This is a genomic window from Enterobacter sp. KB-221C9 (assembly GCF_041320715.1).
Lineage (GTDB): Bacteria > Pseudomonadota > Gammaproteobacteria > Enterobacterales > Enterobacteriaceae > Enterobacter > Enterobacter asburiae_D.
The window spans coordinates 147,137-168,943 of the sequence record NZ_JBGIWG010000003.1; the positions used below are offsets into that span (position 1 = coordinate 147,137).

The 21,807-nt window shown below is 57.5% G+C and carries 19 protein-coding genes and 1 other annotated feature; of the genes, 11 read left to right on the forward strand and 8 right to left on the reverse strand.

The window, feature by feature from the left end; all coding sequences use genetic code 11:
- Window positions 1-20: 20 nt before the first annotated feature.
- From dnaX to AB8846_RS04840, 7 genes are all read left to right on the forward strand, one after another.
- The gene (dnaX, locus tag AB8846_RS04810) at window positions 21-1,949 is read left to right on the forward strand and encodes a DNA polymerase III subunit gamma/tau (RefSeq protein ID WP_063145538.1); all 1,929 of its coding nucleotides are present in this window, start codon (window positions 21-23) and stop codon (window positions 1,947-1,949) included.
- Window positions 1,279-1,343 (forward strand) — a sequence feature (DnaX frameshifting element). It overlaps the preceding gene by 65 nt.
- A gap of 53 nt (window positions 1,950-2,002) precedes the next feature.
- Complete coding sequence (locus tag AB8846_RS04815) at window positions 2,003-2,335, forward strand: YbaB/EbfC family nucleoid-associated protein (protein ID WP_003858972.1); 333 nt, start codon at window positions 2,003-2,005, stop codon at window positions 2,333-2,335.
- Complete coding sequence (recR, locus tag AB8846_RS04820; protein ID WP_008499298.1) at window positions 2,335-2,940, forward strand: recombination mediator RecR; 606 nt, start codon at window positions 2,335-2,337, stop codon at window positions 2,938-2,940. Before AB8846_RS04815 ends, recR begins: the two co-directional genes overlap by 1 nt.
- Window positions 2,941-3,050: 110 nt before the next feature.
- Window positions 3,051-4,925 (forward strand): molecular chaperone HtpG, encoded by a 1,875-nt coding sequence (gene htpG, locus AB8846_RS04825; RefSeq protein WP_063145537.1) that lies wholly within the window; start codon window positions 3,051-3,053, stop codon window positions 4,923-4,925.
- Window positions 4,926-5,154: 229 nt separating this feature from the next.
- Window positions 5,155-5,799 carry an adenylate kinase gene (gene adk / locus AB8846_RS04830; protein WP_006809841.1) on the forward strand — a complete coding sequence of 215 codons (645 nt, stop codon included), beginning with the start codon at window positions 5,155-5,157 and terminating at the stop codon, window positions 5,797-5,799.
- A gap of 124 nt (window positions 5,800-5,923) precedes the next feature.
- Window positions 5,924-6,886, forward strand: a complete 963-nt coding sequence (hemH, locus tag AB8846_RS04835) for a ferrochelatase (RefSeq protein WP_029741031.1) — start codon at window positions 5,924-5,926, stop codon at window positions 6,884-6,886.
- Between the two features lie 62 nt (window positions 6,887-6,948).
- A complete protein-coding gene (locus tag AB8846_RS04840) occupies window positions 6,949-8,253 on the forward strand; it encodes an inosine/guanosine kinase (RefSeq protein ID WP_063145536.1) in 1,305 nt (434 codons plus the stop codon).
- A gap of 91 nt (window positions 8,254-8,344) precedes the next feature.
- On the opposite strand, the gene ybaL is transcribed toward AB8846_RS04840, so the two are convergent.
- Together ybaL and AB8846_RS04850 are read right to left on the reverse strand one after the other, a co-directional pair.
- Entirely contained in the window at window positions 8,345-10,021 is a 1,677-nt protein-coding gene (ybaL, locus tag AB8846_RS04845) for a YbaL family putative K(+) efflux transporter (protein ID WP_121425566.1), read from the reverse strand.
- A gap of 230 nt (window positions 10,022-10,251) precedes the next feature.
- Window positions 10,252-11,460 carry an MFS transporter gene (locus AB8846_RS04850; RefSeq protein ID WP_370732188.1) on the reverse strand — a complete coding sequence of 403 codons (1,209 nt, stop codon included), beginning with the start codon at window positions 11,458-11,460 and terminating at the stop codon, window positions 10,252-10,254.
- A 169-nt stretch (window positions 11,461-11,629) separates the two neighbouring features.
- Here AB8846_RS04850 and ushA point away from each other — a divergent pair, with 169 nt between their 5' ends.
- Window positions 11,630-13,282 (forward strand): bifunctional UDP-sugar hydrolase/5'-nucleotidase UshA, encoded by a 1,653-nt coding sequence (gene ushA / locus AB8846_RS04855; RefSeq protein ID WP_370732189.1) that lies wholly within the window; start codon window positions 11,630-11,632, stop codon window positions 13,280-13,282.
- Window positions 13,283-13,375: 93 nt separating this feature from the next.
- Here the strand turns inward: ushA and ybaK are convergent, their stop codons facing one another.
- From ybaK to copA, 3 genes are all read right to left on the reverse strand, one after another.
- Window positions 13,376-13,855 (reverse strand): Cys-tRNA(Pro)/Cys-tRNA(Cys) deacylase YbaK, encoded by a 480-nt coding sequence (ybaK, locus tag AB8846_RS04860; RefSeq protein WP_045909742.1) that lies wholly within the window; start codon window positions 13,853-13,855, stop codon window positions 13,376-13,378.
- 199 nt (window positions 13,856-14,054) lie between these two features.
- Window positions 14,055-14,849, reverse strand: coding sequence for a TraB/GumN family protein (locus AB8846_RS04865; RefSeq protein WP_370732190.1), 795 nt, complete (start codon window positions 14,847-14,849; stop codon window positions 14,055-14,057).
- Between the two features lie 50 nt (window positions 14,850-14,899).
- Complete coding sequence (copA, locus tag AB8846_RS04870) at window positions 14,900-17,398, reverse strand: copper-exporting P-type ATPase CopA (protein WP_370732191.1); 2,499 nt, start codon at window positions 17,396-17,398, stop codon at window positions 14,900-14,902.
- 108 nt (window positions 17,399-17,506) lie between these two features.
- Between copA and cueR the strand changes: the two genes are divergently transcribed.
- Window positions 17,507-17,917, forward strand: a complete 411-nt coding sequence (gene cueR / locus AB8846_RS04875; RefSeq protein WP_032661458.1) for a Cu(I)-responsive transcriptional regulator — start codon at window positions 17,507-17,509, stop codon at window positions 17,915-17,917.
- Here cueR and AB8846_RS04880 read toward each other — a convergent pair.
- The 3 genes from AB8846_RS04880 to AB8846_RS04890 are packed head-to-tail and all read right to left on the reverse strand — an operon-like array spanning window position 17,914 to window position 20,172.
- Window positions 17,914-18,366, reverse strand: coding sequence for an NfeD family protein (locus AB8846_RS04880; RefSeq protein ID WP_063145523.1), 453 nt, complete (start codon window positions 18,364-18,366; stop codon window positions 17,914-17,916). The two genes, cueR and AB8846_RS04880, sit on opposite strands and share 4 nt — an antisense overlap.
- Entirely contained in the window at window positions 18,363-19,277 is a 915-nt protein-coding gene (locus tag AB8846_RS04885; protein WP_063145522.1) for an SPFH domain-containing protein, read from the reverse strand. The genes AB8846_RS04880 and AB8846_RS04885 overlap by 4 nt, the downstream gene beginning before the upstream one ends.
- 43 nt (window positions 19,278-19,320) lie before the next feature.
- Window positions 19,321-20,172 carry a hypothetical protein gene (locus AB8846_RS04890; RefSeq protein ID WP_331413146.1) on the reverse strand — a complete coding sequence of 284 codons (852 nt, stop codon included), beginning with the start codon at window positions 20,170-20,172 and terminating at the stop codon, window positions 19,321-19,323.
- Between the two features lie 143 nt (window positions 20,173-20,315).
- On the opposite strand from AB8846_RS04890, the gene fetA reads away from it, so the two are divergent.
- Both fetA and fetB read left to right on the forward strand, forming a co-directional pair.
- A complete protein-coding gene (gene fetA, locus AB8846_RS04895; protein WP_370732192.1) occupies window positions 20,316-20,987 on the forward strand; it encodes an iron ABC transporter ATP-binding protein FetA in 672 nt (223 codons plus the stop codon).
- Complete coding sequence (fetB, locus tag AB8846_RS04900; protein ID WP_023334753.1) at window positions 20,980-21,762, forward strand: iron export ABC transporter permease subunit FetB; 783 nt, start codon at window positions 20,980-20,982, stop codon at window positions 21,760-21,762. The genes fetA and fetB overlap by 8 nt, the downstream gene beginning before the upstream one ends.
- Window positions 21,763-21,807 lie beyond the last annotated feature (45 nt).

Genomic DNA, 21,807 nt, shown 5'->3' on the forward strand with positions numbered 1-21,807 from the left:
CAGCGTTGCAGAGCCTGCCCATGAGTTATCAGGTGTTAGCCCGTAAATGGCGACCACAAACCTTTGCTGACGTTGTCGGTCAGGAACATGTGCTGACGGCCCTGGCGAACGGCTTGTCGCTAGGTCGCATCCATCACGCCTATCTTTTCTCCGGCACCCGCGGCGTCGGTAAGACCTCTATTGCCCGTTTGCTGGCAAAAGGTCTTAACTGCGAAACCGGGATCACCGCCACGCCGTGCGGCGTGTGTGATAACTGCCGGGAGATCGAGCAGGGGCGTTTTGTCGATCTGATCGAGATCGACGCCGCCTCGCGCACCAAAGTGGAAGATACCCGCGATCTGCTCGATAACGTGCAGTACGCCCCGGCGCGCGGCCGCTTCAAGGTCTACCTGATCGATGAAGTGCACATGCTGTCGCGCCACAGCTTTAACGCCCTGCTGAAAACGCTGGAAGAGCCGCCCGCGCACGTGAAGTTTCTGCTGGCGACCACCGATCCGCAAAAGCTGCCGGTCACGATCCTGTCGCGCTGCCTGCAGTTCCATCTGAAGGCGCTGGACGTTGAGCAGATCCGCGCGCAGCTTGAGCACATTCTTGATGAAGAGAAGATCGTTCACGAGCCGCGCGCCCTGCAGCTGCTGGCCCGCGCGGCGGACGGCAGCCTACGTGATGCGCTAAGCCTGACCGACCAGGCGATTGCCAGCGGTGACGGCAAGCTCTCCACCGAGGCGGTCAGCACCATGCTCGGCACGCTGGATGACGATCAGGCGCTGTCGCTTATCGAAGCGATGATTGCCGCCAACGGCGAACGCGTGATGTCGCAGGTGAATGCCGCCGCTGCCCGGGGTATTGAATGGGAAGGGCTGCTGGTTGAGATGCTCAGCCTGCTGCACCGCGTGGCGATGCTGCAGCTTTCTCCGTCTGCCATCGGTGCGGATATGGCCGCTATTGAACAGCGGATGCGTGAACTTGCCCGCACCGTGCCGCCTGCCGACGTGCAGCTGTATTACCAGACGCTGCTGATTGGCCGCAAAGAGTTACCGTTCGCGCCGGACCCCCGGATGGGCGTTGAAATGACGCTGCTGCGCGCGCTGGCGTTCCACCCGCGCATGCCGTTGCCGGAGCCTGAAGTGCCGCGGCAGTCTTTCGCGCCGGTCGCCCCTACGGCGGTGATGTCGCCGCAGCAGGTGCCACCGCAGCCGACACCGCCGCCGCAGCAAAACGTGCCGCTGTCGGATGCCACCAGTTCGGTGCTTGCCGCACGCAGCCAGCTGCAGCGTGCGCAGGGAGTAACCAAACCAAAAAAGAGTGAACCGGCAGCGCCAGGAAGAGCGCGGCCGGTGAACAACGCCGCGCTTGAACGACTGGCCTCGGTAACGGAGCGCGTACAGTCGCGTCCTGCGCCGTCCGCGCTTGAGCAGAAAGCCCCGGTGAAAGAAGAGGCTTACCGCTGGAAGGCAACCACCATCACCGAACAGGTGAAGGAAGAGGTCGCCACGCCGAAAGCGCTGAAAAAGGCGCTGGAGCATGAGAAAACGCCGGAGCTTTCCGCGAAGCTTGCCGAAGAGTCCATTGCGCGCGACGCCTGGGCCGCCGAGGTCAGCAAACTCCAGCTGCCGAAGCTGGTCGAACAGGTCGCGCTGAACGCCTGGAAAGAGCAGGACGGCAATCAGGTGCGTTTACACCTGCGTCCGGGTCAGCGGCACCTCAATTCCCCTGGCGCGCAAAAGGCGCTGGCCGAGGCGCTCGCCGCATTACAGGGCGCGCCGGTTGAATTGACTATCATTGAAGATGATAATCCGGCAGTGAAAACGCCGCTCGAGTGGCGCCAGGCCATTTATGAAGAAAAGCTCGCGCAGGCGCGCGAGGCGATTATTGCGGATAACAACATTCAGACCCTGCGCCGGTTCTTCGACGCCGATCTGGATGAAGAGAGTATTCGCCCCATTTGATCGTGAGTCTGACTTACGGTTGTAATCCTTAAACGTGAAAAAGAGAGAAGCCTATGTTTGGTGGAAAAGGCGGTCTGGGTGGCCTGATGAAGCAGGCTCAGCAGATGCAGGAAAAAATGCAGAAGATGCAGGAAGAGATCGCTCAGCTGGAAGTCACGGGTGAGTCCGGTGCCGGTCTGGTCAAAGTGACCATCAACGGTGCGCACAACTGCCGTCGCGTGGAAATCGACCCGAGCCTGCTCGAAGACGACAAAGAGATGCTGGAAGATCTGGTTGCAGCCGCGTTTAACGATGCCGCTCGCCGTATCGACGAAACTCAGAAAGAGAAAATGGCCTCTGTTTCCAGCGGTATGCAGCTGCCGCCTGGCTTCAAGATGCCATTCTGATGCAAACCAGTCCGCTGCTCACGCAGTTAATGGAAGCACTGCGCTGCCTGCCGGGCGTTGGCCCGAAGTCGGCGCAGCGCATGGCGTTTACGCTATTGCAGCGCGACCGCAGCGGCGGGATGCGCCTGGCGCAGGCTTTAACCCGCGCCATGTCAGAAATAGGTCACTGTGCGGATTGCCGCACCTTTACCGAGCAGGACGTGTGTAACATCTGTACGAACCCGCGTCGTCAGGAAAACGGTCAGATTTGCGTGGTGGAGAGTCCGGCGGACATCTACGCCATTGAGCAAACCGGGCAGTTTTCCGGCCGCTACTTCGTGCTGATGGGGCATCTCTCCCCGCTGGACGGTATTGGCCCGGATGATATCGGTCTTGACCGCCTTGAACAGCGTCTTGAGTCCGAAACCATCAAAGAGGTGATCCTCGCCACCAACCCGACGGTGGAAGGGGAGGCAACCGCCAACTACATCGCCGAACTGTGCTCGCAGTACGGCGTTGACGCCAGCCGCATCGCCCACGGCGTGCCGGTGGGCGGCGAGCTGGAAATGGTGGACGGCACCACGCTGTCACACTCTCTGGCCGGGCGTCACAAGATTATTTTCTGACCAAACGGAGGCTGCGCGCGCGGCCTCCGCTTGAAAATTCCCCCCCTTATCCCCATCTCTCACTCAACGTTTTACAACCCCATTAAATGGCATTGTTGAGGTCGACTTAGATGAAAGGACAAGAAACCCGTGGTTTCCAGTCAGAAGTAAAACAGCTTCTGCACCTGATGATCCATTCCCTGTATTCCAACAAAGAAATTTTCCTGCGTGAGCTGATTTCCAACGCCTCGGACGCGGCGGACAAGCTGCGCTTCCGCGCGCTGTCTAACCCGGACCTGTACGAAGGCGACGGCGAGCTGCGCGTGCGCGTCTCGTTCAATAAAGAGAACCGCACCCTGACCATCGCCGATAACGGCATTGGGATGAACCGCGACGAGGTGATCGACCACCTCGGCACCATCGCCAAATCCGGCACCAAAGCGTTCCTTGAGTCCATGGGCTCTGACCAGGCGAAAGACAGCCAGCTGATCGGCCAGTTCGGCGTGGGCTTCTACTCGGCGTTTATCGTGGCCGACAAAGTCACCGTCCGTACCCGTGCGGCAGGCGACAGCGCCGAAAACGGCGTGCTGTGGGAATCTAAAGGTGAAGGCGAATACACCGTTGGTGACATCACCAAGGCGGATCGCGGTACCGAAATCACCCTGCACCTGCGCGAAGGGGAAGACGATTTCCTGAACGACTGGCGCGTGCGCTCCATCATCAGTAAATATTCCGATCACATCGCCCTGCCGGTTGAGATTGAAAAACAGGAAGAGAAAGACGGCGAAACCGTGGTTTCCTGGGAGAAGATCAACAAGGCGCAGGCGCTGTGGACGCGCAACAAGTCTGAAATTAAAGACGACGAATACAACGAGTTCTACAAGCATATCGCCCACGACTTTACCGACCCGCTGACCTGGAGCCACAACCGCGTGGAAGGGAAGCAGGAGTACACCAGCCTGCTGTACATCCCGGCGCAGGCGCCGTGGGACATGTGGAACCGCGATCACAAGCACGGCCTGAAGCTGTACGTGCAGCGCGTCTTCATCATGGACGACGCCGAGCAGTTCATGCCGAACTACCTGCGCTTTGTACGCGGTCTGATAGATTCCAACGATCTGCCGCTCAACGTCTCGCGTGAAATTCTGCAGGACAGCACCGTCACCCGTAACCTGCGCAACGCCCTGACCAAACGTGCGCTGCAGATGCTGGAAAAACTGGCGAAAGACGATGCGGAAAAATATCAGACCTTCTGGAAACAGTTCGGCCTGGTGCTGAAAGAAGGCCCGGCGGAAGACACCGCGAACGTTGAAACGATCGCCAAACTGCTGCGCTTCGCCTCTACGCATACCGACTCCTCCGCGCAGACCGTGTCGCTGGAAGAGTACGTCTCCCGCATGAAAGAAGGGCAGGAGAAGATCTACTACATCACCGCCGACAGCTACGCGGCGGCGAAGAGCAGCCCGCACCTGGAGCTGCTGCGTAAGAAAGGCATCGAAGTGCTGCTGCTTTCTGACCGCATCGACGAGTGGATGATGAACTACCTGACCGAGTTCGACGGTAAATCCTTCCAGTCCGTTGCCAAAGCCGACGAGTCCATCGACAAGCTGGCGGATGAAGTGGACGAAAGCGCGAAAGAAGCCGAGAAGGCGCTGGAGCCGTTCGTTGAGCGCGTGAAAACCCTGCTGGGCGATCGCGTGAAAGAGGTGCGCTTCACGCACCGTCTGACCGATACTCCGGCTATTGTCACCACCGATGCCGATGAAATGGGCACCCAGATGGCGAAGCTGTTCGCGGCGGCGGGCCAGGCGATGCCGGAAGTGAAATATATCTTTGAGCTTAATCCGGATCACCCGCTGGTGAAACGTGCGGCAGACACCCAGGACGACGCCCGCTTTGCCGAGTGGGTTGAACTGCTGCTGGATCAGTCCCTGCTGGCCGAGCGCGGCACGCTGGAAGATCCTAACCTGTTCATTAAACGTGTGAATGCGCTGCTGCTGGCGTAACTAAACACCTGCCCCTCACCCTGCCCTCTCCCCAAAGGGGAGAGGGTGTTCAAATTCCCTCTCCCCTTTGGGGAGAGGGTTAGGGTGAGGGGGAATCAACCGCACTAACCCAAATAATCTCCCCCCGTTAACCGTTTCAGCCTTCCCGCCTTCCTTGAGCGATGCCCGTTCTGGTGGTATTGTTTAGCGCTTTTGAAAAATTGAAACGACTTTTGAGGGGATTTTCGCAATGCGTATTATTCTGCTTGGCGCTCCGGGCGCGGGTAAAGGAACTCAGGCTCAGTTCATCATGGAGAAATACGGTATTCCGCAAATCTCCACCGGTGACATGCTGCGCGCCGCTGTTAAATCTGGCTCCGAGCTGGGTAAACAAGCGAAAGACATCATGGACGCAGGCAAGCTGGTGACCGACGAGCTGGTAATTGCTCTGGTCAAAGAGCGCATTGCTCAGGAAGACTGCCGTAACGGTTTCCTGCTGGACGGCTTCCCACGCACCATTCCTCAGGCTGACGCCATGAAAGAAGCGGGCATCAACGTGGACTACGTTCTGGAGTTCGACGTACCGGACGAGCTGATCGTTGACCGTATCGTTGGCCGTCGCGTACACGCTGCTTCTGGCCGCGTTTACCACATCAAATTCAACCCACCTAAGGTTGAAGGCAAAGACGACGTGACCGGCGAAGAGCTGACCACCCGTAAAGACGATCAGGAAGAGACCGTGCGTAAACGCCTGGTGGAATACCATCAGATGACCGCGCCGCTGATCGGCTACTACACCAAAGAAGCGCAGGCGGGTAACACCAAATACGCGAAAGTTGACGGCACCAAAGCCGTGGCTGACGTACGTGCAGAGCTGGAAAAAATCCTCGGCTAATCGCGCGCCTCTCACCCGGGCTCCCGGGTGAGAAATATTCTCATCTTACCTATTACAGCAATGGGTTTCGTTTAAACGCATTTCCGCTACAATTGACAACCTATCAAATGGTTAAGAGGCGTGAATGAGTCAGGCGAAAACCGGCATCCTGCTTGCCAATCTGGGTACTCCAGAAGCACCTACATCAGACGCGGTAAAACGCTACCTGCGACAATTTTTAAGCGACACGCGCGTCGTGGATTTCCCGAGACTGCTGTGGTGGCCGCTGCTGCGTGGCGTCATTCTGCCGATTCGTTCTCCGCGCGTCGCCAAACTCTATCAGTCCGTCTGGATGGAAGAGGGCTCGCCGCTGATGGTTTACAGCCGTCGTCAGGAAAAAGCGCTGGCTGCCCGCCTGCCGGATATGCCCGTTGCGCTCGGCATGAGCTACGGAAAACCGTCCCTGAAAAGCGCGGTGGAATCCCTGCTGGCGCAGGGCGTGGACCATATCGTCGTGCTGGCGCTCTACCCGCAATACTCCTGCTCGACGGTGGCCGCCGTCTGGGACGAGCTGGCCCGTATTCTGGCGACCCGCCGCCGCATTCCGGGCGTGACCTTTATTCGCGACTACGCGGATAACGATCTCTACATCCAGGCGCTTGCCAACAGCGCGCGCGCGTCGTTTGAAAAGCACGGCGAGCCGGATCTGCTGCTGCTTTCCTATCACGGGATCCCGCAGCGTTTCGCCAATGAAGGGGATGATTATCCGCAGCGCTGCCGCGATACCACGCGCGAGCTGGTCTCCGCCCTTGGCCTGCCGCCGGAGAAGGTGATGATGACCTTCCAGTCGCGCTTCGGCCGCGAGCCGTGGCTGACGCCGTACACCGATGAAACCCTCAAAATGCTCGGTGAGAAGGGCGTGAAGCACATTCAGGTGATGTCGCCGGGCTTCTCGGCCGACTGTCTGGAAACGCTGGAGGAGATCGCGGTGCAAAACCGGGAATTTTTCCTTGAGGCTGGCGGCGAAAAGTACGAGTACATTCCGGCGCTTAACGACTCGCCTGAACATATCGACATGATGGTCTCGCTGGTAACGAACAGCCGCTGATCGCACTCCGGGCCGGGTTTGTGCTAACATTCCCGGCCCATATTCTTCGTACAGTTCAGACCATGAAATTTCCCGGTAAACGCAAATCCAAACACTACTTCCCCGTTAACGCTCGCGATCCGCTCCTGCAGCAAATCCAGCCAGAAAACGAAACCAGCGCGGCATGGGTCGTGGGTATCGATCAGACGCTGGTAGATATTGAAGCCAAAGTGGATGATGCGTTTGTTGCGCGTTACGGTCTGAGCGCCGGGCATTCGCTTGTGATTGAGGATGACGTTGCCGAAGCGCTGTATCAGGAGCTGGTGCGCGAAAACCTGATTACCCATCAGTTCGCCGGTGGCACCATCGGCAATACCATGCACAACTACTCCGTGCTGGCAGACGACCGTTCGGTGCTGCTCGGCGTGATGTGCAGCAATATCGAAATCGGTGGCTACGCCTACCGCTATCTCTGCAACACCTCCAGCCGTACCGATCTGAACTACCTGCAGGGCGTTGACGGGCCGATTGGCCGCTGCTTTACGCTGATCGGTGAGTCCGGCGAGCGTACTTTTGCCATCAGTCCGGGTCATATGAACAAGCTGCGCGCCGAGAGTATTCCTGAAGAGGTGATCGCGGGCGCCTCTGCGCTGGTGCTAACCTCCTACCTGGTGCGCTGTAAGCCGGGCGAGCCCATGCCGGAAGCGACCATGAAGGCGATTGAGTACGCGAAGAAATACAACGTGCCGGTCGTTCTGACGCTGGGCACGAAATTCGTTATCGCCGATAACCCGGAGTGGTGGCAGGCCTTCCTGAAAGAGCACGTCTCGATTCTGGCGATGAACGAAGAAGAGGCCGAAGCGCTGACCGGCGAAAGCGATCCGCTGCTGGCGTCTGACAAAGCGCTGGACTGGGTGGATCTGGTGCTCTGCACCGCTGGCCCGGTTGGGCTGTATATGGCCGGCTTCACGGAAGAAGAGAGCAAACGCAAAACCCAGCACCCGCTGCTGCCCGGTGCGATTGCCGAGTTCAACCAGTACGAGTTCAGCCGCGGCATGCGTTACAAAGATTGCGTGAATCCGCTGCGTATCTATTCTCATATCGCGCCATATATGGGCGGACCGGAGAAGATCATGAACACCAACGGTGCGGGCGACGGCGCGCTGGCCGCGCTGCTGCACGACATCACCGCTAACGCCTACCACAAAACCAACGTGCCGAACTCCAGCAAGCACAAGTTCAGCTGGCTGACCTATTCGTCGCTGGCGCAGGTGTGTAAATACGCGAACCGCGTGAGCTATCAGGTGCTGAACCAGCACTCACCGCGCTTAACGCGTGGCCTGCCGGAACGGGAAGACAGCCTCGAAGAGGCGTACTGGGACAGGTAAAAGCAAAACGGCAACCCAGGTTGCCGTTTTTAGTGTTTATTCCCTCTCCCTGTGGGAGAGGGTTAGGGTGAGGGCATCAGGCCGCACTAAATTAACCCGTCACCGCCTCTTCAACCGGCGGTTTCTCCAGCAGCGTCAGCATCGTATTCGCAATCTCGCGCTCGCCCATTACCACCTTATTCGCACCGCGCTCGGTAATGTACTCCACCTCGTCGTCATAATGCGCCCGGGCGATAATCTCAATCGTTGGGCACTTCTCGCGCGCCGAAGCCACAATCTCACCCGCTTCATAGCCGTTAGGGATGGTCAGCAGCAGCCAGCGCGCGCAGTCCAGGTGCGCCAGATTCATGATCTCTTCGTTAGCCGCATTGCCCAGCACCGCACGAATACCGCGCTCGCGCAGCTCGTCGACGCGGGTGCGTGAGGTCTCAATCACCACCAGCGGAATGCCCTGCGCCATCAGCTTCTCACCGAGCAGGCTGCCCACGCGGCCAAAGCCGACCAGCAGGGCGTGATTGCAAATATCCACCGGGATCTGCTTCTCTTCTTCGATGGCCTCTTCGAGCGTCTGTTCTTCCAGCGTTTCGGTTTTATCGAGGTATTTTTCCAACAGGGCAAACAGCACCGGGTTCAGCATAATCGACAGAATCGCCCCCGCCAGCACCAGGTTTTGCCCCGCCTGCGGCAGCAGGTTCAGGGCCATGCCCAGACCGGCCAGAATAAAGGCGAACTCACCAATTTGTGCCAGGCTGGCGGCGATGGTTAGCGCCGTGCGCGGAGAGTGGCCAAACATCCGCACCAGGAAGAAGGCGGCGAGCGACTTACCAAAGATGATGATCGCCAGCGTGCCCAGCACGGCCAGCGGCTGGTGAATCAGAACCATCGGGTCAAACAGCATCCCGACGGAGACGAAGAACAGCACGGCGAAGGCGTCGCGCAGCGGCAGGGTGTCGTGCGCCGCGCGGTGGCTCAACTCGGATTCGTTCAGCACCATCCCGGCGAAGAACGCGCCCAGGGCAAAGGAGACATCAAACAGCTCTACGGCACCAAACGCGATACCCAGCGCCAGCGCCAGCACGGAGAGGGTGAACAGCTCGCGTGAGCCGGTCGCCGCGCTGCGGGACATGATCCACGGTACCAGACGGCGGCCTACCAGCATCATGATGGCGATAAACGCCACAACCTTACCGATGGTAATACCCATATCCAGCGCCAGCGAGGCAAAGCCGACGTTGTCTTTTTCCATCATCCCGGCGACGGCAGGCAGCAGGACCAGCGTCAGCACCATCACCAGATCTTCAACAATCAGCCAGCCTATCGCGATTTGCCCGCGCTGGCTGTCTATCAGCTGTCTCTCTTCAAGCGCGCGCAGCAGCACCACGGTACTGGCGGTTGAGAGACACAGCCCAAAAACGATACCGGTCATTAACGACCAGCCCAGCACCGCTGAAAGCGCCATCCCCAGCAGCGTCGCCACCCCTATCTGGGCGATCGCTCCCGGTATGGCAATCGACTTTACCGCCATCAAATCCTTCAGGGAGAAGTGCAGGCCGACGCCGAACATCAGCAGAATCACGCCCAATTCCGCCAGCTCAGGGGCCAGTTTGGTATCCGCCACGAAGCCTGGCGTAAACGGTCCCGCCAGTACACCCGCTAACAGATAGCCGACAAGAGGAGAAATACGCAGTTTATTGGCAATCATGCCGAGGATAAAAGCGAGCACAAGTCCACCAACAATGGTGGTGATAAGCGGTGTGGCGTGGTGCATTCCGTCTCCTTTCGTTGTGGGTGTTCCTTTTTGGCGAAAAACCAAAAAACCGAGTAATAGTTTATGACAATTTTTACCCTTATGTTTATGAATAATTGTTGAAGTTTGAATAAAACAGCAATATGCACGTAAAAAAGCGCATTTTGATAAATTCAGCGAGGGGATGAAGAAGAAACCCTTATGGCATCAGGGTATCAGGTAGCCAAAGTAAAACTTTGGCTACCCGTAATTTAGGCTTTATGACGGTTATCAGGCAGGAATATGGTTAACATCCCAAGAAGCGGCAGGAAAGCGCAGATTTTATAAACCAGGAAGATGCTGGTGTGATCCGCAACCATCCCTAACACCGCTGCGCCAAGCCCTCCCATGCCGAAGGCGAAACCGAAAAAGAGTCCGGACACCATACCGATACGGCCAGGCAGCAGCTCCTGGGCATAAACCAGAATGGCGGAAAACGCGGAAGCGAGGATAAAACCAATAATCACGGTTAAAATCCCCGTCCATTCAAGGCTCGCGTACGGCAAAATAAGGGTAAACGGCGCCACGCCGAGGATAGAGCCCCAAATGACATATTTACGCCCAATCTTATCCCCCACAGGCCCGCCAATGACCGTACCTGCCGCTACGGCGAACAGGAAGGCAAACAGGTGGATCTGCGCGTTCTGTACCGATAATCCGAATTTTTGCATCAGATAAAAGGTGTAATAGCTGCTGATGCTCGCCATATAGAAGTATTTCGAGAAAATCAGCACCAGCAGCACAGAGACGGCCAGGATAACCTTATTGCGCGGCAGGGGATTGATAACCTTCGCTTTAGGTTTCCCTTTATTCACGCGATGCTGAGCGGCATACCAGCGGCTGATCTGCGCCAGCACGATAATCGCCAGCAGCGCGGCCAGCACAAACCATGCCACGTTGCCTTTACCATAAGGGGCAATAACCACCGCGGCCAGCAGCGGGCCGAGAGAGCTACCAAAGTTACCGCCCACCTGGAAGAGAGACTGCGCAAGCCCGTGACGCCCCCCTGAAGCCATACGCGCCACGCGCGAGGACTCCGGATGGAAGACGGACGATCCTGTGCCCACCAGCGCGGCGGCAACCAACACCGCTTCAAAACTCCCCGCCATGGCCAGCAGCACCAGCCCGCTTAAGGTAAAGCACATGCCAATCGGCAGCGACCACGGCATCGGGTATTTATCCGTCCAGTAGCCCACCACCGGCTGCAGCAGTGAGGAAGCCAGCTGGAAGGTCAGGGTGATCATCCCGATCTGCACGAAGGTGAGTGAGAACTCGGACTGCAGCAGCGGATAAATGGCCAGAATCAACGACTGGATCATATCGTTGAGCAGGTGTGAGAGGCTGATTGCGCCTAAGACTTTAAAGGAGGTGCGCGACGCCGGCGCGCCCGGAACGGGCTGGGTTGATTCACTGATTGCCATAGAGAGAAGTACCACGTCTTTAGTTATTAGAGATGCAGGGTGTAATTATTATCCGACTAACATACCCGCCCGGGACATTTGAAGAAAGTCGCAATTCTGAAAACTTATTTGTCTATTCTTGTTAGTCACTGTAATTTTTGCCTTTGTCTATTGGTCAGGGAGAGAGAAGATGAAGTTAATGAAGCGGGGCGTCGCGCTGGCGCTCATCGCCGCATGGGGCCTGGTAAGCCTGCCCGCGCAGGCGTATGAAAAAGACAAAACCTATAAAATCACCATTCTGCATACCAACGATCACCACGGTCATTTCTGGCGCAGTGAATACGGCGAATATGGCCTGTCGGCACAAAAAACGCTGGTGGACGGCATTCGTAAAGAGGTTGCGGCCCAGGGTGGCAGCGTGCTGCTGCTGTCGGGGGGCGATATCAATACCGGCGTGCCGGAATCCGATTTGCAGGACGCGGAACCTGATTTTCGCGGTATGAACCTGATTGGCTACGACGCGATGGCCGTGGGTAACCATGAGTTTGATAATCCGCTCACCGTGCTGCGTCAGCAGGAAAAATGGGCCAAATTCCCCTTCCTCTCCGCCAATATTTACCAGAAAAGCACCGGCGAACGCCTGTTTAAGCCGTGGGCGCTGTTTAAGCGTCAGGATCTGAAGATCGCGGTCATCGGCTTAACCACCGACGATACGGCGAAAATTGGTAACCCCGAGTTCTTTACCGATATCGAATTCCGCAAACCGGCAGACGAAGCGAAGCTGGTGATTCAGGAGCTGCAGCAAAACGAAAAGCCGGACGTGATTATCGCCACCACGCACATGGGGCACTACGACAACGGTGAGCACGGCTCCAATGCTCCCGGCGACGTGGAGATGGCGCGCAGCCTGCCTGCGGGCTCGCTGGCAATGATTGTGGGTGGTCACTCACAGGACCCGGTATGTATGGCTTCGGAGAACAAAAAGCAGGTGGACTACGTGCCGGGCACGCCGTGCGCGCCGGACCGTCAGAACCGTATCTGGATAGTGCAGGCGCACGAGTGGGGAAAATACGTGGGCCGGGCGGATTTCGAGTTCCGTAACGGCGAGATGAAGCTGGTTCACTATCAGCTCATCCCGGTTAACCTGAAGAAGAAAGTCACCTACCCGGACGGGAAAAGTGAGCGCGTACTCTACACGCCAGAGATTGCTGAGAACCAGCAGATGCTCTCCCTGCTGACGCCGTTCCAGAGCAAAGGCAAGGCGCAGCTGGACGTGAAAATCGGCACGCTGAACGGTCGTCTGGAGGGGGACCGCAGTAAAGTTCGCTTCGTGCAGACCAACATGGGCCACCTGGTGCTGGCGGCGCAAATGGCGCGCACCGGCGCTGACTTCGGCGTGATGAGCGGCGGCGGCATTCGTGACTCTATCGAAGGTGGAAACATCACCTATAAAGACGTCCTGAAGGTGCAGCCGTTCGGCAACGTGGTGGTCTATGCGGATATGAGCGGGAAAGAGGTGATTGACTACCTGACCGCCGTGGCGCAGATGAAGCCGGATTCCGGGGCCTATCCGCAGTTTGCTAACGTCAGCTTCGTCGCGAAAGACGGCAAGCTTAACGATCTGAAGATCAAAGGCGAACCGGTTGATCCGGCTAAAACGTACCGTCTGGCGACCTTAAGCTTCAACGCCACCGGCGGCGACGGCTATCCGCATATTGATAATAAACCGGGATATGTGAATACCGGCTTTATCGATGCGGAGGTGCTGAAGCAGTTCATCGAGCAGAATTCGCCGATTGACGTGAATGCGTACGAGCCGAAGGGTGAGGTGAGCTGGCAGTAGTGCGGGTGTGTTGCCCGGTGGCGCTGCGCTTACCGGGCCTACGGGTGCAAAATGTAGGCCGGGTAAGGCGTAGCCGCCACCCGGCTTTTTCTTTTACTCCCGGCGCGCAATATCCGCAAATTTCGCGTCCAGCATTTTCGCCAGATCGCCCGCCGCCAGCTCGATATCCAGCCCGCGTTTGCCGCCGGATATAAAGATGGTGTCAAACTCCTGTGAAGGCGCATCGATCAGCGTCGGCAGGCGTTTTTTCTGCCCGAGCGGGCTGATGCCGCCCACCAGGTAGCCCGTGGTGCGTTGCGCCACCATCGGATCGGCCATATCCACCTTCTTCGCGCCCAGCGCTTTGGCGACTTTCTTCAGATCCAGCTGTCCCGCCACCGGGGTAACCGCAACGGCGAGGTGTTTCATATCACCGTTCACCGCTACCAGCAGCGTTTTATAAACCTGGTCCGCGTTCAGACCCAGCTTGCGCACCACTTCATCACCAAAGTTAGTCTCATTCGGATCGTGATCGTAAGTGTGGATCCGGAAAGAAATGTTGTTTTTTTCGAGTAATTTAACGGCGGGAGTCATAGCTATCCTTCTTACGACAGACAAATCATGCCAACAGCATACGCCTGACGTTTGTCTAAAAAATAGCACCATCTTGCGCAATAGTATTGGCAGTGATGGTCACTTTGAGCGACAATCGGCTCAACCGAAGGTCTCCTTCGGCATAATAAAAACGATGAAATTCCTCTTTGACGGGCCAATAGAAATATTGGCCATTTTTTTATTTCAGCAGTGACGGCAAATTCCCTTCTCCGTACAAATGTAACGCCCCAACCGCCACCACGTAATGCCCGGCAGGTAACGCATGCAGCGTCTGCCGCCAGGCTTTGTTGCGCGCGTTCATCAGAACATCGTACAGCGATTCGCTGAACGTTGACGGTAACGCCAGCTTACCGTCTTCAGGCGGCGCATCCAGCCACCAGCCAATCATGGTCTGCAGCAGGCGGGCGTTGGTATGCCAGTGGGTCAACGTATCATCCAGCAGCATCAGGCCGTCGTCGGGAAGCTGACGCAGAAGCGCAATCTGGCTGTCCGTCCCTTCCAGCTCGATGATGGGCAGGCTGCGCGCCCTTGCCGCGTTCAGCAGCTGGTAATCAATGCCGTAGTCACCGCGCAGCCCCAGACGCTGCGCCTGCGTGGCCTGCAGCACCATCGCAATTTGCCAGAGCGGCAGGGTGTCAATCATGGAGAGCGACACGCCGGTTTCATCCGCGACGCGCGTCAGTTCCGCAAGCTGGGCATCATCCAGACGTTCCGCCAGGGGGAGATCGCTCTCGAGCCCGGCAAACGGTGACTCCTGACCAGAGATGTCCGCCTCAACGACCAGCGCGTCGGCGCGTTTCAGCAGTTTTATCAGGCCGGGCGGCAGGGGAGACATATCCTGCGTACCCATATGGATGCTGCCGACCAGGTGCAGGTGTTGCCCGCCGGGAAGAGAGATATCCAGACCAGGCCAGGCGTAACGGCGAGGAAAGAGGGCGCGAAACGATGCTTTTATACGATTAAACAGACCCATACGCGCTCCATGAATGGAAAGGTTCATGCTAGCGCGTACGGGTACAAGGTTCAATCCTTCGGTTTAAAGCGCAGCAGCCGGTTGGCGTTGCTCACCACGGTAATGGAGGAGAGCGCCATCGCCGCACCCGCGACCACCGGGTTAAGCAGCGTGCCGGTCAGCGGCCACAAAATACCGGCCGCGATCGGGATACCGAGCGAGTTATAGATAAATGCCCCCAGCAGGTTCTGCTTCATGTTGCGCAGCGTGGCTTTTGAAATGGCCAGCGCGTCGGCAACCCCCATCAGGCTATGGCGCATCAGCGTAATAGCAGCGGTTTCAATGGCGACATCGCTCCCGCCGCCCATGGCAATCCCCACGTCCGCCTGGGCCAGCGCCGGGGCATCGTTGATGCCGTCGCCGACCATCGCCACCTGACGACCCTGACTTTGCAGTTTCTTGATGGCGTCTGCTTTACCGTCCGGCAGTACGCCTGCAATCACCTCATCAATTCCGGCCTCTTTCGCGATGGCGTTGGCGGTGGTTGGGTTATCCCCGGTCAGCATCACCAAACGGTAGCCGGCGCGGTGCAGGCGCTGCAGGGCATCCACGCTGTCCTGGCGAAGCGGATCGCGCACGGCCAGCAGCGCGGCGGCTTTGCCATCCACCGCCAGCAGAACCGGCGTGGCGCCCTGAGACGCCTGAGCGTTCAGCTCGCTTTCCAGCGCGGAGGTATCAATACCGTTTTCATTGAGCAAGGCCTGGTTGCCCAGCAGCAGCGCGTGGCCTTCTGCTTCACCGCTGACGCCGAGCCCGCGCAGGGTGCGGAAATTGCTGACCGGCGGCAGGGCAGAAGCATTCGCTTTATCGAGAATGGCGCGCGCCAGCGGATGGCTGGAGCCTTGCTCCAGCGCGGCGGCGAGACGCAGCGCGTCCTCTTGCGCAATGCCTGCGGTAGTGACGGCCACCACCTGCGGTTTGCCTTCGGTCAGCGTGCCGGTTTTATCAAACACCAGCGTGTCGAGGGTGCTGGCCCGCTGCAGCGCGTCCGCATCCCGCACCAGTACGCCAAATTCGGCCGCGCGGCCTACGCCGGAGATAATCGACATTGGAGTCGCCAGGCCAAGGGCGCAAGGACAGGCGATGATCAGCACCGTGGTGGCGATCACCAGGGTGTAAACAATCTGCGGCGCGGGGCCGAAGAAATACCAGATAGCCGCGCTCAGCAGGGCAATGCCGACCACCACCGGCACAAAAATGGCCGAGATTCTGTCAGCAAGCTGGCCAATTTCCGGCTTGCTGCTCTGGGCCTGGCGCACCATGCGGATAATACGCGACAGCGTCGTGTGGCTGCCGACGGCGCTGGCGGTAAACAGCACGCTGCCGTCCTGCACCACCGTGCCGGCATGAACGGCGTCGCCGTCTGATTTCTGCTGAGGGATAGGCTCGCCGGTCAGCATCGCTTCATCCAGCCAGGCTTCGCCCTGGGTTATCTTACCGTCAACGGGAACGCGATCGCCCGTCGTCAGGCGCAGCGTCATGCCGGGCTGAACTTCCGCCAGCGGGACGCTTTTCTCCCCCTCGTCCGTGACCACGCGGGCCGTCGGCGGGGTTAAATCAAGCAATCTTTCCAGCGCTTTCGAGGAGCGCTGACGGGCGCGGGCTTCCAGCATATGGCCCAGGTTAATCAGGCCGATAATCATCGCGCTCGCTTCATAGTAGAGATGGCGCGCCTCCATTGGGAACCACTGGGGCCAGACGTTCACGCTCATCGAATAGAGCCACGCCGCGCCGGTACCGAGCGCCACCAGCGTATCCATCGTCGCGGTGCGGTTTTTCAGGCTCTTCCAGGCGCTGGTATAAAAATGTCCGCCTGCAAACACCATTACCGCAAGGGTAATCAGGCCAATCACCAGCCACAGCGTGCGGTTGTCGTCGGTGACCATCATGTTGTCGCCGATCATCCCCCACACCATGACCGGCACCCCGACCAGCAGAGCGACAATCGCCTGCCAGCGGAAGCGCTTCATGGTGGCGATAGCCGTTTCCTGCTGGCGCTCGCGGCGCTCGGCATCATCTTCGATGGCCTCCGCCCCGTAGCCCGCTTTCTCAACGGCCTGCACTAAATCTGCGGCGGAGGCACTGCCCATCACCAGCGCAGTACGCTCCGCAAGATTGACCCGTGCCTGCGCGACGCCCGGTACGGCCTGCAAGGCGTTTTGTACCCGGGAGACGCAGCTGGCGCAGCTCATGCCGTTGATCAGCAGCTGTTGGCTGTCGTCAATATCATCAGCTGCCGGAAGCTCAGGAGTGGCCGCTGTCAGCGCTTCCGACGGGGATGATGACTCTGCCAGCGGTTTAGCCTTTGGGTGGCTTAACTCCGCCCCGTAACCGGCCTGCTTGATGGTATCGATCAGCGCATCCGCGCTGGCGCTGCCGGTCACGGCGGCACGATCGATAGTCACGTCAGCGCTTTCAACGTCAGGGCGCTGTTCCAGGCTTTCTTTAACGCGTTTGACGCAGTGGCCGCAGGAGAGGCCGTCCAGCGTCAGGTCGATAGTGTGAGACATAACAAAACTCCCGTATAATGAACTGGTCAGTAGTTGACCGGAGTAACGCTTTTCGCTAACTGTTATGAAGGTTAAACCTTCCATCAAGGGGAAGGTCAAGGGGGAAATGTGAATATCAGCGACGTGGCAAAAAAAACCGGCTTAACCAGCAAGGCAATCCGCTTTTATGAAGAGAAGGGGCTGGTGACGCCACCGCTGCGCAGCGAAAACGGCTACCGCAGCTATACGAAACTGCATATTGATGAGCTGACGCTACTGCGCCAGGCAAGACAGGTCGGTTTTAATCTGGAAGAGTGCGGCGAGCTGGTTAACCTGTTCAACGATCCGAAGCGTCACAGCGCCGACGTGAAAAAACGCACGCTGGAAAAAGTGGCCGAGATCGAACGCCACATCATCGAGCTGCAGGCGATGCGCGAACAGCTGCTGCAGCTCGCGGAATCCTGTCCGGGGGATGACAGCGCCGACTGCCCGATTATCGACAATCTTGCCGGCTGCTGTCATCGCAAGGCTTCTGCTTAGCAGGCTTTCACCCGCAGGGTAATGCCTTCCACCGCAATGACCTCAACCCGCGTACCGGCGCTGAGGTCGTCGTCGGCGACCACCGGCCACGAGCTGTCGCCCACGCGCATATGCCCGCGCCCGTTCACCAGCCCGGTGTCGAGCGTAAAACGCTTGCCGACAATCTGCTGTCCGCGCTGGTTAAGGTGCGCGTCCAGCGGCTTCTGCTCGTTAACCCGCCGGTTTAGCCAGCGCCACCACAGCCACGCGGCCACCAGCGTGAGCACGGCAAACAGCGCGCCCTGCCACGCCCAGTCCAGCGGAAGGATCCAGACCAGAAGGCCAGTAATGACAGCGGCAACACCGCTCCAGAGCAGGTAGCCGTTGCCGCCCAGCATCTCCGCCGCCAGCAATAAGCCACCGAGGCTTAGCCAGAAGGCGTGAGGATGTGCAACGATCAGCTCAATCATTTTTTACGCTCGTTTCCGCTGTCTTTAATCAGCTCGGCAATACCGGCGATAGAGCCCATCAGGCTGCTGGCCTCCAGCGGCATCATCACCACTTTACTGTTGTTCGCGGAGCCGATCTCTTTCAGCGCATCGGTATATTTTTGCGCGACGAAGTAGTTCACGGCCTGGATATCACCGGCGGCAATCGCCTCAGACACCATCTGGGTCGCACGGGCTTCCGCTTCTGCCGAACGTTCACGCGCTTCCGCCTGTAAAAATGCGGACTGACGTTCGCCCTCGGCTTTCAGGATCTGCGACTGTTTTTCACCTTCCGCTTTGAGGATCTCCGCCTGACGCACCCCTTCGGCTTCCAGAATGTAGGCACGCTTGGTTCGCTCGGCCTTCATCTGGGCGTTCATGGAGGCGATCAGCTCCGCCGGTGGGCGCACGTCGCGGATCTCGATACGGGTGACCTTGATCCCCCACGGGTTCGTTGCCTCATCGACAATGTGCAGCAGGCGGGTATTGATGCTGTCGCGCTGGGAAAGCATCTCGTCCAGCTCCATCGAGCCGAGCACGGTACGGATGTTGGTCATCGTCAGGTTGACGATCGCCAGCTCCAGGTTGCTGACCTCATAGGCTGCTTTCGGCGCATCAATCACCTGAATAAAGCAGACGGCGTCGATGGTGACGTTGGCGTTATCTTTGGAGATGATCTCCTGAGAAGGAATGTCCAGCACCTGTTCCATCATGTTGATCTTGCGACCAATTCTGTCCATAAACGGAACAATCAGGCTTAAGCCCGGCTGGAGCGTGTTGGTGTAGCGACCGAAACGCTCAACGGTCCACTGATAACCCTGAGGGACAATTTTGACGCCTGCGCCCACAATAACCAGCGCAACAAAAATAAGGACAGGAACAACGATAAGCATAAAAACCTCCTGTTTTGCATGCTGTGACGAGAGATGTGTGTGTTTATTGCTCGTAAGTATAGGTAAAGTCAGAGATGAAGCCATCACCCGCTTCGGCAATGGCTTTGGATAATCCCTGGTAGTACTTCTCCAGCCCCAGCGCTTCGATACGCTGGATCTGTTCGCGGACAGGAGCGCAGAACAGAACGGCATTCCCCGCTTCTACGCGTTTGTTATTCGGTGGAAGGTCGCCCGCGATGGCTTTAAACCAGGTTCTGATACCTTGCTTTAAATTATGCGGCGCTTTTGTCAGGTTATCCATGCCCGTCAGGACCTGCAGGGTAGGGAACTCGTCGGCCAGCACGGCGGTTTTCATGCGTGCAAAAAACTGGCTGAACAATTCAAACGATCCCAGATCGGTCACGCGCGGTTTGGTCGTTTTACCGTTTTTATTGCCGATTTTCCCTGCGGCTGACGCTGCGGCCGGAACCGCATTCACCTTCTCCAGCTCCAGCCCGAATAACAAATTACAGTGCGCGCGGCGCTCTTTCAGCGGGTAGGACATCAGCACGTCAATGAACCGGGTAGCTTTCACATCCGCAAGACTGTGGTTGATAAGCCACTGGGTACGGGAAAATTCAGCCGGAGAGACGAACCAGTCGGGTACCTCATCGAAACGTTTTGATTTTCCCTTGCCGTCAAATTCAAGGAAGTGTGTCCCGTTGTCAAAGGCGAAATAGCAATTTTTGAAACTGCCGATCGTGGTGTTCACGATGAGCGCCTTCTTAACAAAATCCACCACCTCTGCACCAATGACAAAACGCGTGAGTTCCGACGATTTGATGACTTCCATTAATGTTTCGACATCAGGAACACCAGGCTTCAGGGAAGGAAACTCATAAAAGATATGTGCCATGTCGCATACTTCCTGTAGTGATGGTGGTGACAAATAACAAACAAAAAGTTTAACACTTGCTTTAGCGTGAGGCTATTCGCTCTGTGCGGACGAAAGGATTATGCTACACACGGTTGTTACACGAAGCGGTTAACGGAAGCGCAATGAACGATAACAAAAAACGATTACATCTCAGGGATATCGGATTTCGTGTCGGGGAAAACACGATCCTGCAGCACGTCGGGTTTAGCCTGTCGCCGGGCGAGTTTAAACTCATCACGGGCCCCTCAGGCTGCGGTAAAAGTACGCTGCTGAAGATTGTGGCCTCACTCCTTAGCCCGACGGAGGGAACCATTCTGTTTGAAGGACAGGATATCGCAACGCTGTCCCCGGAAAGCTATCGCCAGCAGGTCTCCTACTGCGTGCAAACCCCCGCGCTTTTTGGCGATACGGTCTATGACAACCTGATTTTCCCGTGGCAAATCCGCAATAAAACGCCGGAGCCGGAAAAATTTATCAGCGATCTTGCCCGCTTTGGCCTGCCGCAGGAGACGCTGAGCAAATCCATCACTGCGCTGTCGGGCGGAGAAAAGCAGCGCGTCTCGCTGATCCGTAATCTGCAGTTTTTACCGAAGGTGCTTTTGCTGGACGAAATTACCAGCGCGCTTGATGACGCCAACAAACGCAACGTCAACGAGATCATTCATCGCTACGCCCGGGAGCAGAACATTGCCGTGCTGTGGGTGACGCATGACGCTAACGAAATTACCCATGCGGATGACGTGATTACGCTTCAGCCGCACGGCGGGAAAATGCAGGAGGCTAACCGTGGGTGAGCATAATATTACCAATGAATCCCTGGCGTTTTCGATGGTGCTGGTATTGATTGCGATAGTGGTCAGCTACCGGGAAAAGCTGGGGCTGGAAAAAGATATTGTGTGGAGTATCTGCCGCGCGGTGATTCAGCTCATCATCGTCGGCTATGTGCTGAAGTATATATTCAATGTTAACCACGCGGTGCTGACGCTGCTGATGGTGCTCTTTATCTGTTTCAACGCGGCGTGGAATGCGAAAAAGCGCAGTAAATACATTGATAAGGCGTTTATCTCGTCGTTTATCGCCATTACCACCGGGACGGCGCTCACCCTGGCGGTGCTGGTGCTCTCCGGCTCGATTGCGTTTACGCCGATGCAGGTTATCCCCATCTCCGGGATGATTGCGGGGAACGCCATGGTGGCCGTTGGGCTGTGTTATAACAATCTCGGCCAGCGTTTCAGCAGTGAACAGCAGCAGCTACAGGAGAAATTAAGCCTGGGTGCGACGCCTAAAGTAGCTTCGGCGCGGCTGATTCGTGAGAGCATTCGCTCATCGCTGATCCCAACGGTAGATTCAGCCAAAACGGTGGGGCTGGTGAGCCTGCCGGGCATGATGTCGGGGTTGATTTTTGCCGGTATCGATCCGGTAAAAGCGATTAAGTATCAGATCATGGTGACGTTTATGCTGCTTTCCACGGCAAGCCTGTCAACCATCATTGCCTGCTACCTGACCTATCGGAAGTTCTACAATTCACGGCATCAGCTTGTGGTGACGCAGTTGAAAAACGTGCGCTGATTGTGCCGGGCGGCACTGCGTTTGCCCGGCCTACGATTCGTGCTT

Excerpts from the sequence above, each read along its gene's own strand:
- dnaX (WP_063145538.1), top strand. The coding sequence starts at position 21 with ATGAGTTATCAGGTGTTAGCCCGTAAATGGCGACCACAAACCTTTGCT.
- AB8846_RS04815 (WP_003858972.1), top strand. The coding sequence starts at position 2,003 with ATGTTTGGTGGAAAAGGCGGTCTGGGTGGCCTGATGAAGCAGGCTCAG.
- recR (WP_008499298.1), top strand. The coding sequence starts at position 2,335 with ATGCAAACCAGTCCGCTGCTCACGCAGTTAATGGAAGCACTGCGCTGC.
- htpG (WP_063145537.1), top strand. The coding sequence starts at position 3,051 with ATGAAAGGACAAGAAACCCGTGGTTTCCAGTCAGAAGTAAAACAGCTT.
- adk (WP_006809841.1), top strand. The coding sequence starts at position 5,155 with ATGCGTATTATTCTGCTTGGCGCTCCGGGCGCGGGTAAAGGAACTCAG.
- hemH (WP_029741031.1), top strand. The coding sequence starts at position 5,924 with ATGAGTCAGGCGAAAACCGGCATCCTGCTTGCCAATCTGGGTACTCCA.
- AB8846_RS04840 (WP_063145536.1), top strand. The coding sequence starts at position 6,949 with ATGAAATTTCCCGGTAAACGCAAATCCAAACACTACTTCCCCGTTAAC.
- ybaL (WP_121425566.1), bottom strand. The coding sequence starts at position 10,021 with ATGCACCACGCCACACCGCTTATCACCACCATTGTTGGTGGACTTGTG.
- AB8846_RS04850 (WP_370732188.1), bottom strand. The coding sequence starts at position 11,460 with ATGGCAATCAGTGAATCAACCCAGCCCGTTCCGGGCGCGCCGGCGTCG.
- ushA (WP_370732189.1), top strand. The coding sequence starts at position 11,630 with ATGAAGTTAATGAAGCGGGGCGTCGCGCTGGCGCTCATCGCCGCATGG.
- ybaK (WP_045909742.1), bottom strand. The coding sequence starts at position 13,855 with ATGACTCCCGCCGTTAAATTACTCGAAAAAAACAACATTTCTTTCCGG.
- AB8846_RS04865 (WP_370732190.1), bottom strand. The coding sequence starts at position 14,849 with ATGGGTCTGTTTAATCGTATAAAAGCATCGTTTCGCGCCCTCTTTCCT.
- copA (WP_370732191.1), bottom strand. The coding sequence starts at position 17,398 with ATGTCTCACACTATCGACCTGACGCTGGACGGCCTCTCCTGCGGCCAC.
- AB8846_RS04880 (WP_063145523.1), bottom strand. The coding sequence starts at position 18,366 with ATGATTGAGCTGATCGTTGCACATCCTCACGCCTTCTGGCTAAGCCTC.
- AB8846_RS04885 (WP_063145522.1), bottom strand. The coding sequence starts at position 19,277 with ATGCTTATCGTTGTTCCTGTCCTTATTTTTGTTGCGCTGGTTATTGTG.
- AB8846_RS04890 (WP_331413146.1), bottom strand. The coding sequence starts at position 20,172 with ATGGCACATATCTTTTATGAGTTTCCTTCCCTGAAGCCTGGTGTTCCT.
- fetA (WP_370732192.1), top strand. The coding sequence starts at position 20,316 with ATGAACGATAACAAAAAACGATTACATCTCAGGGATATCGGATTTCGT.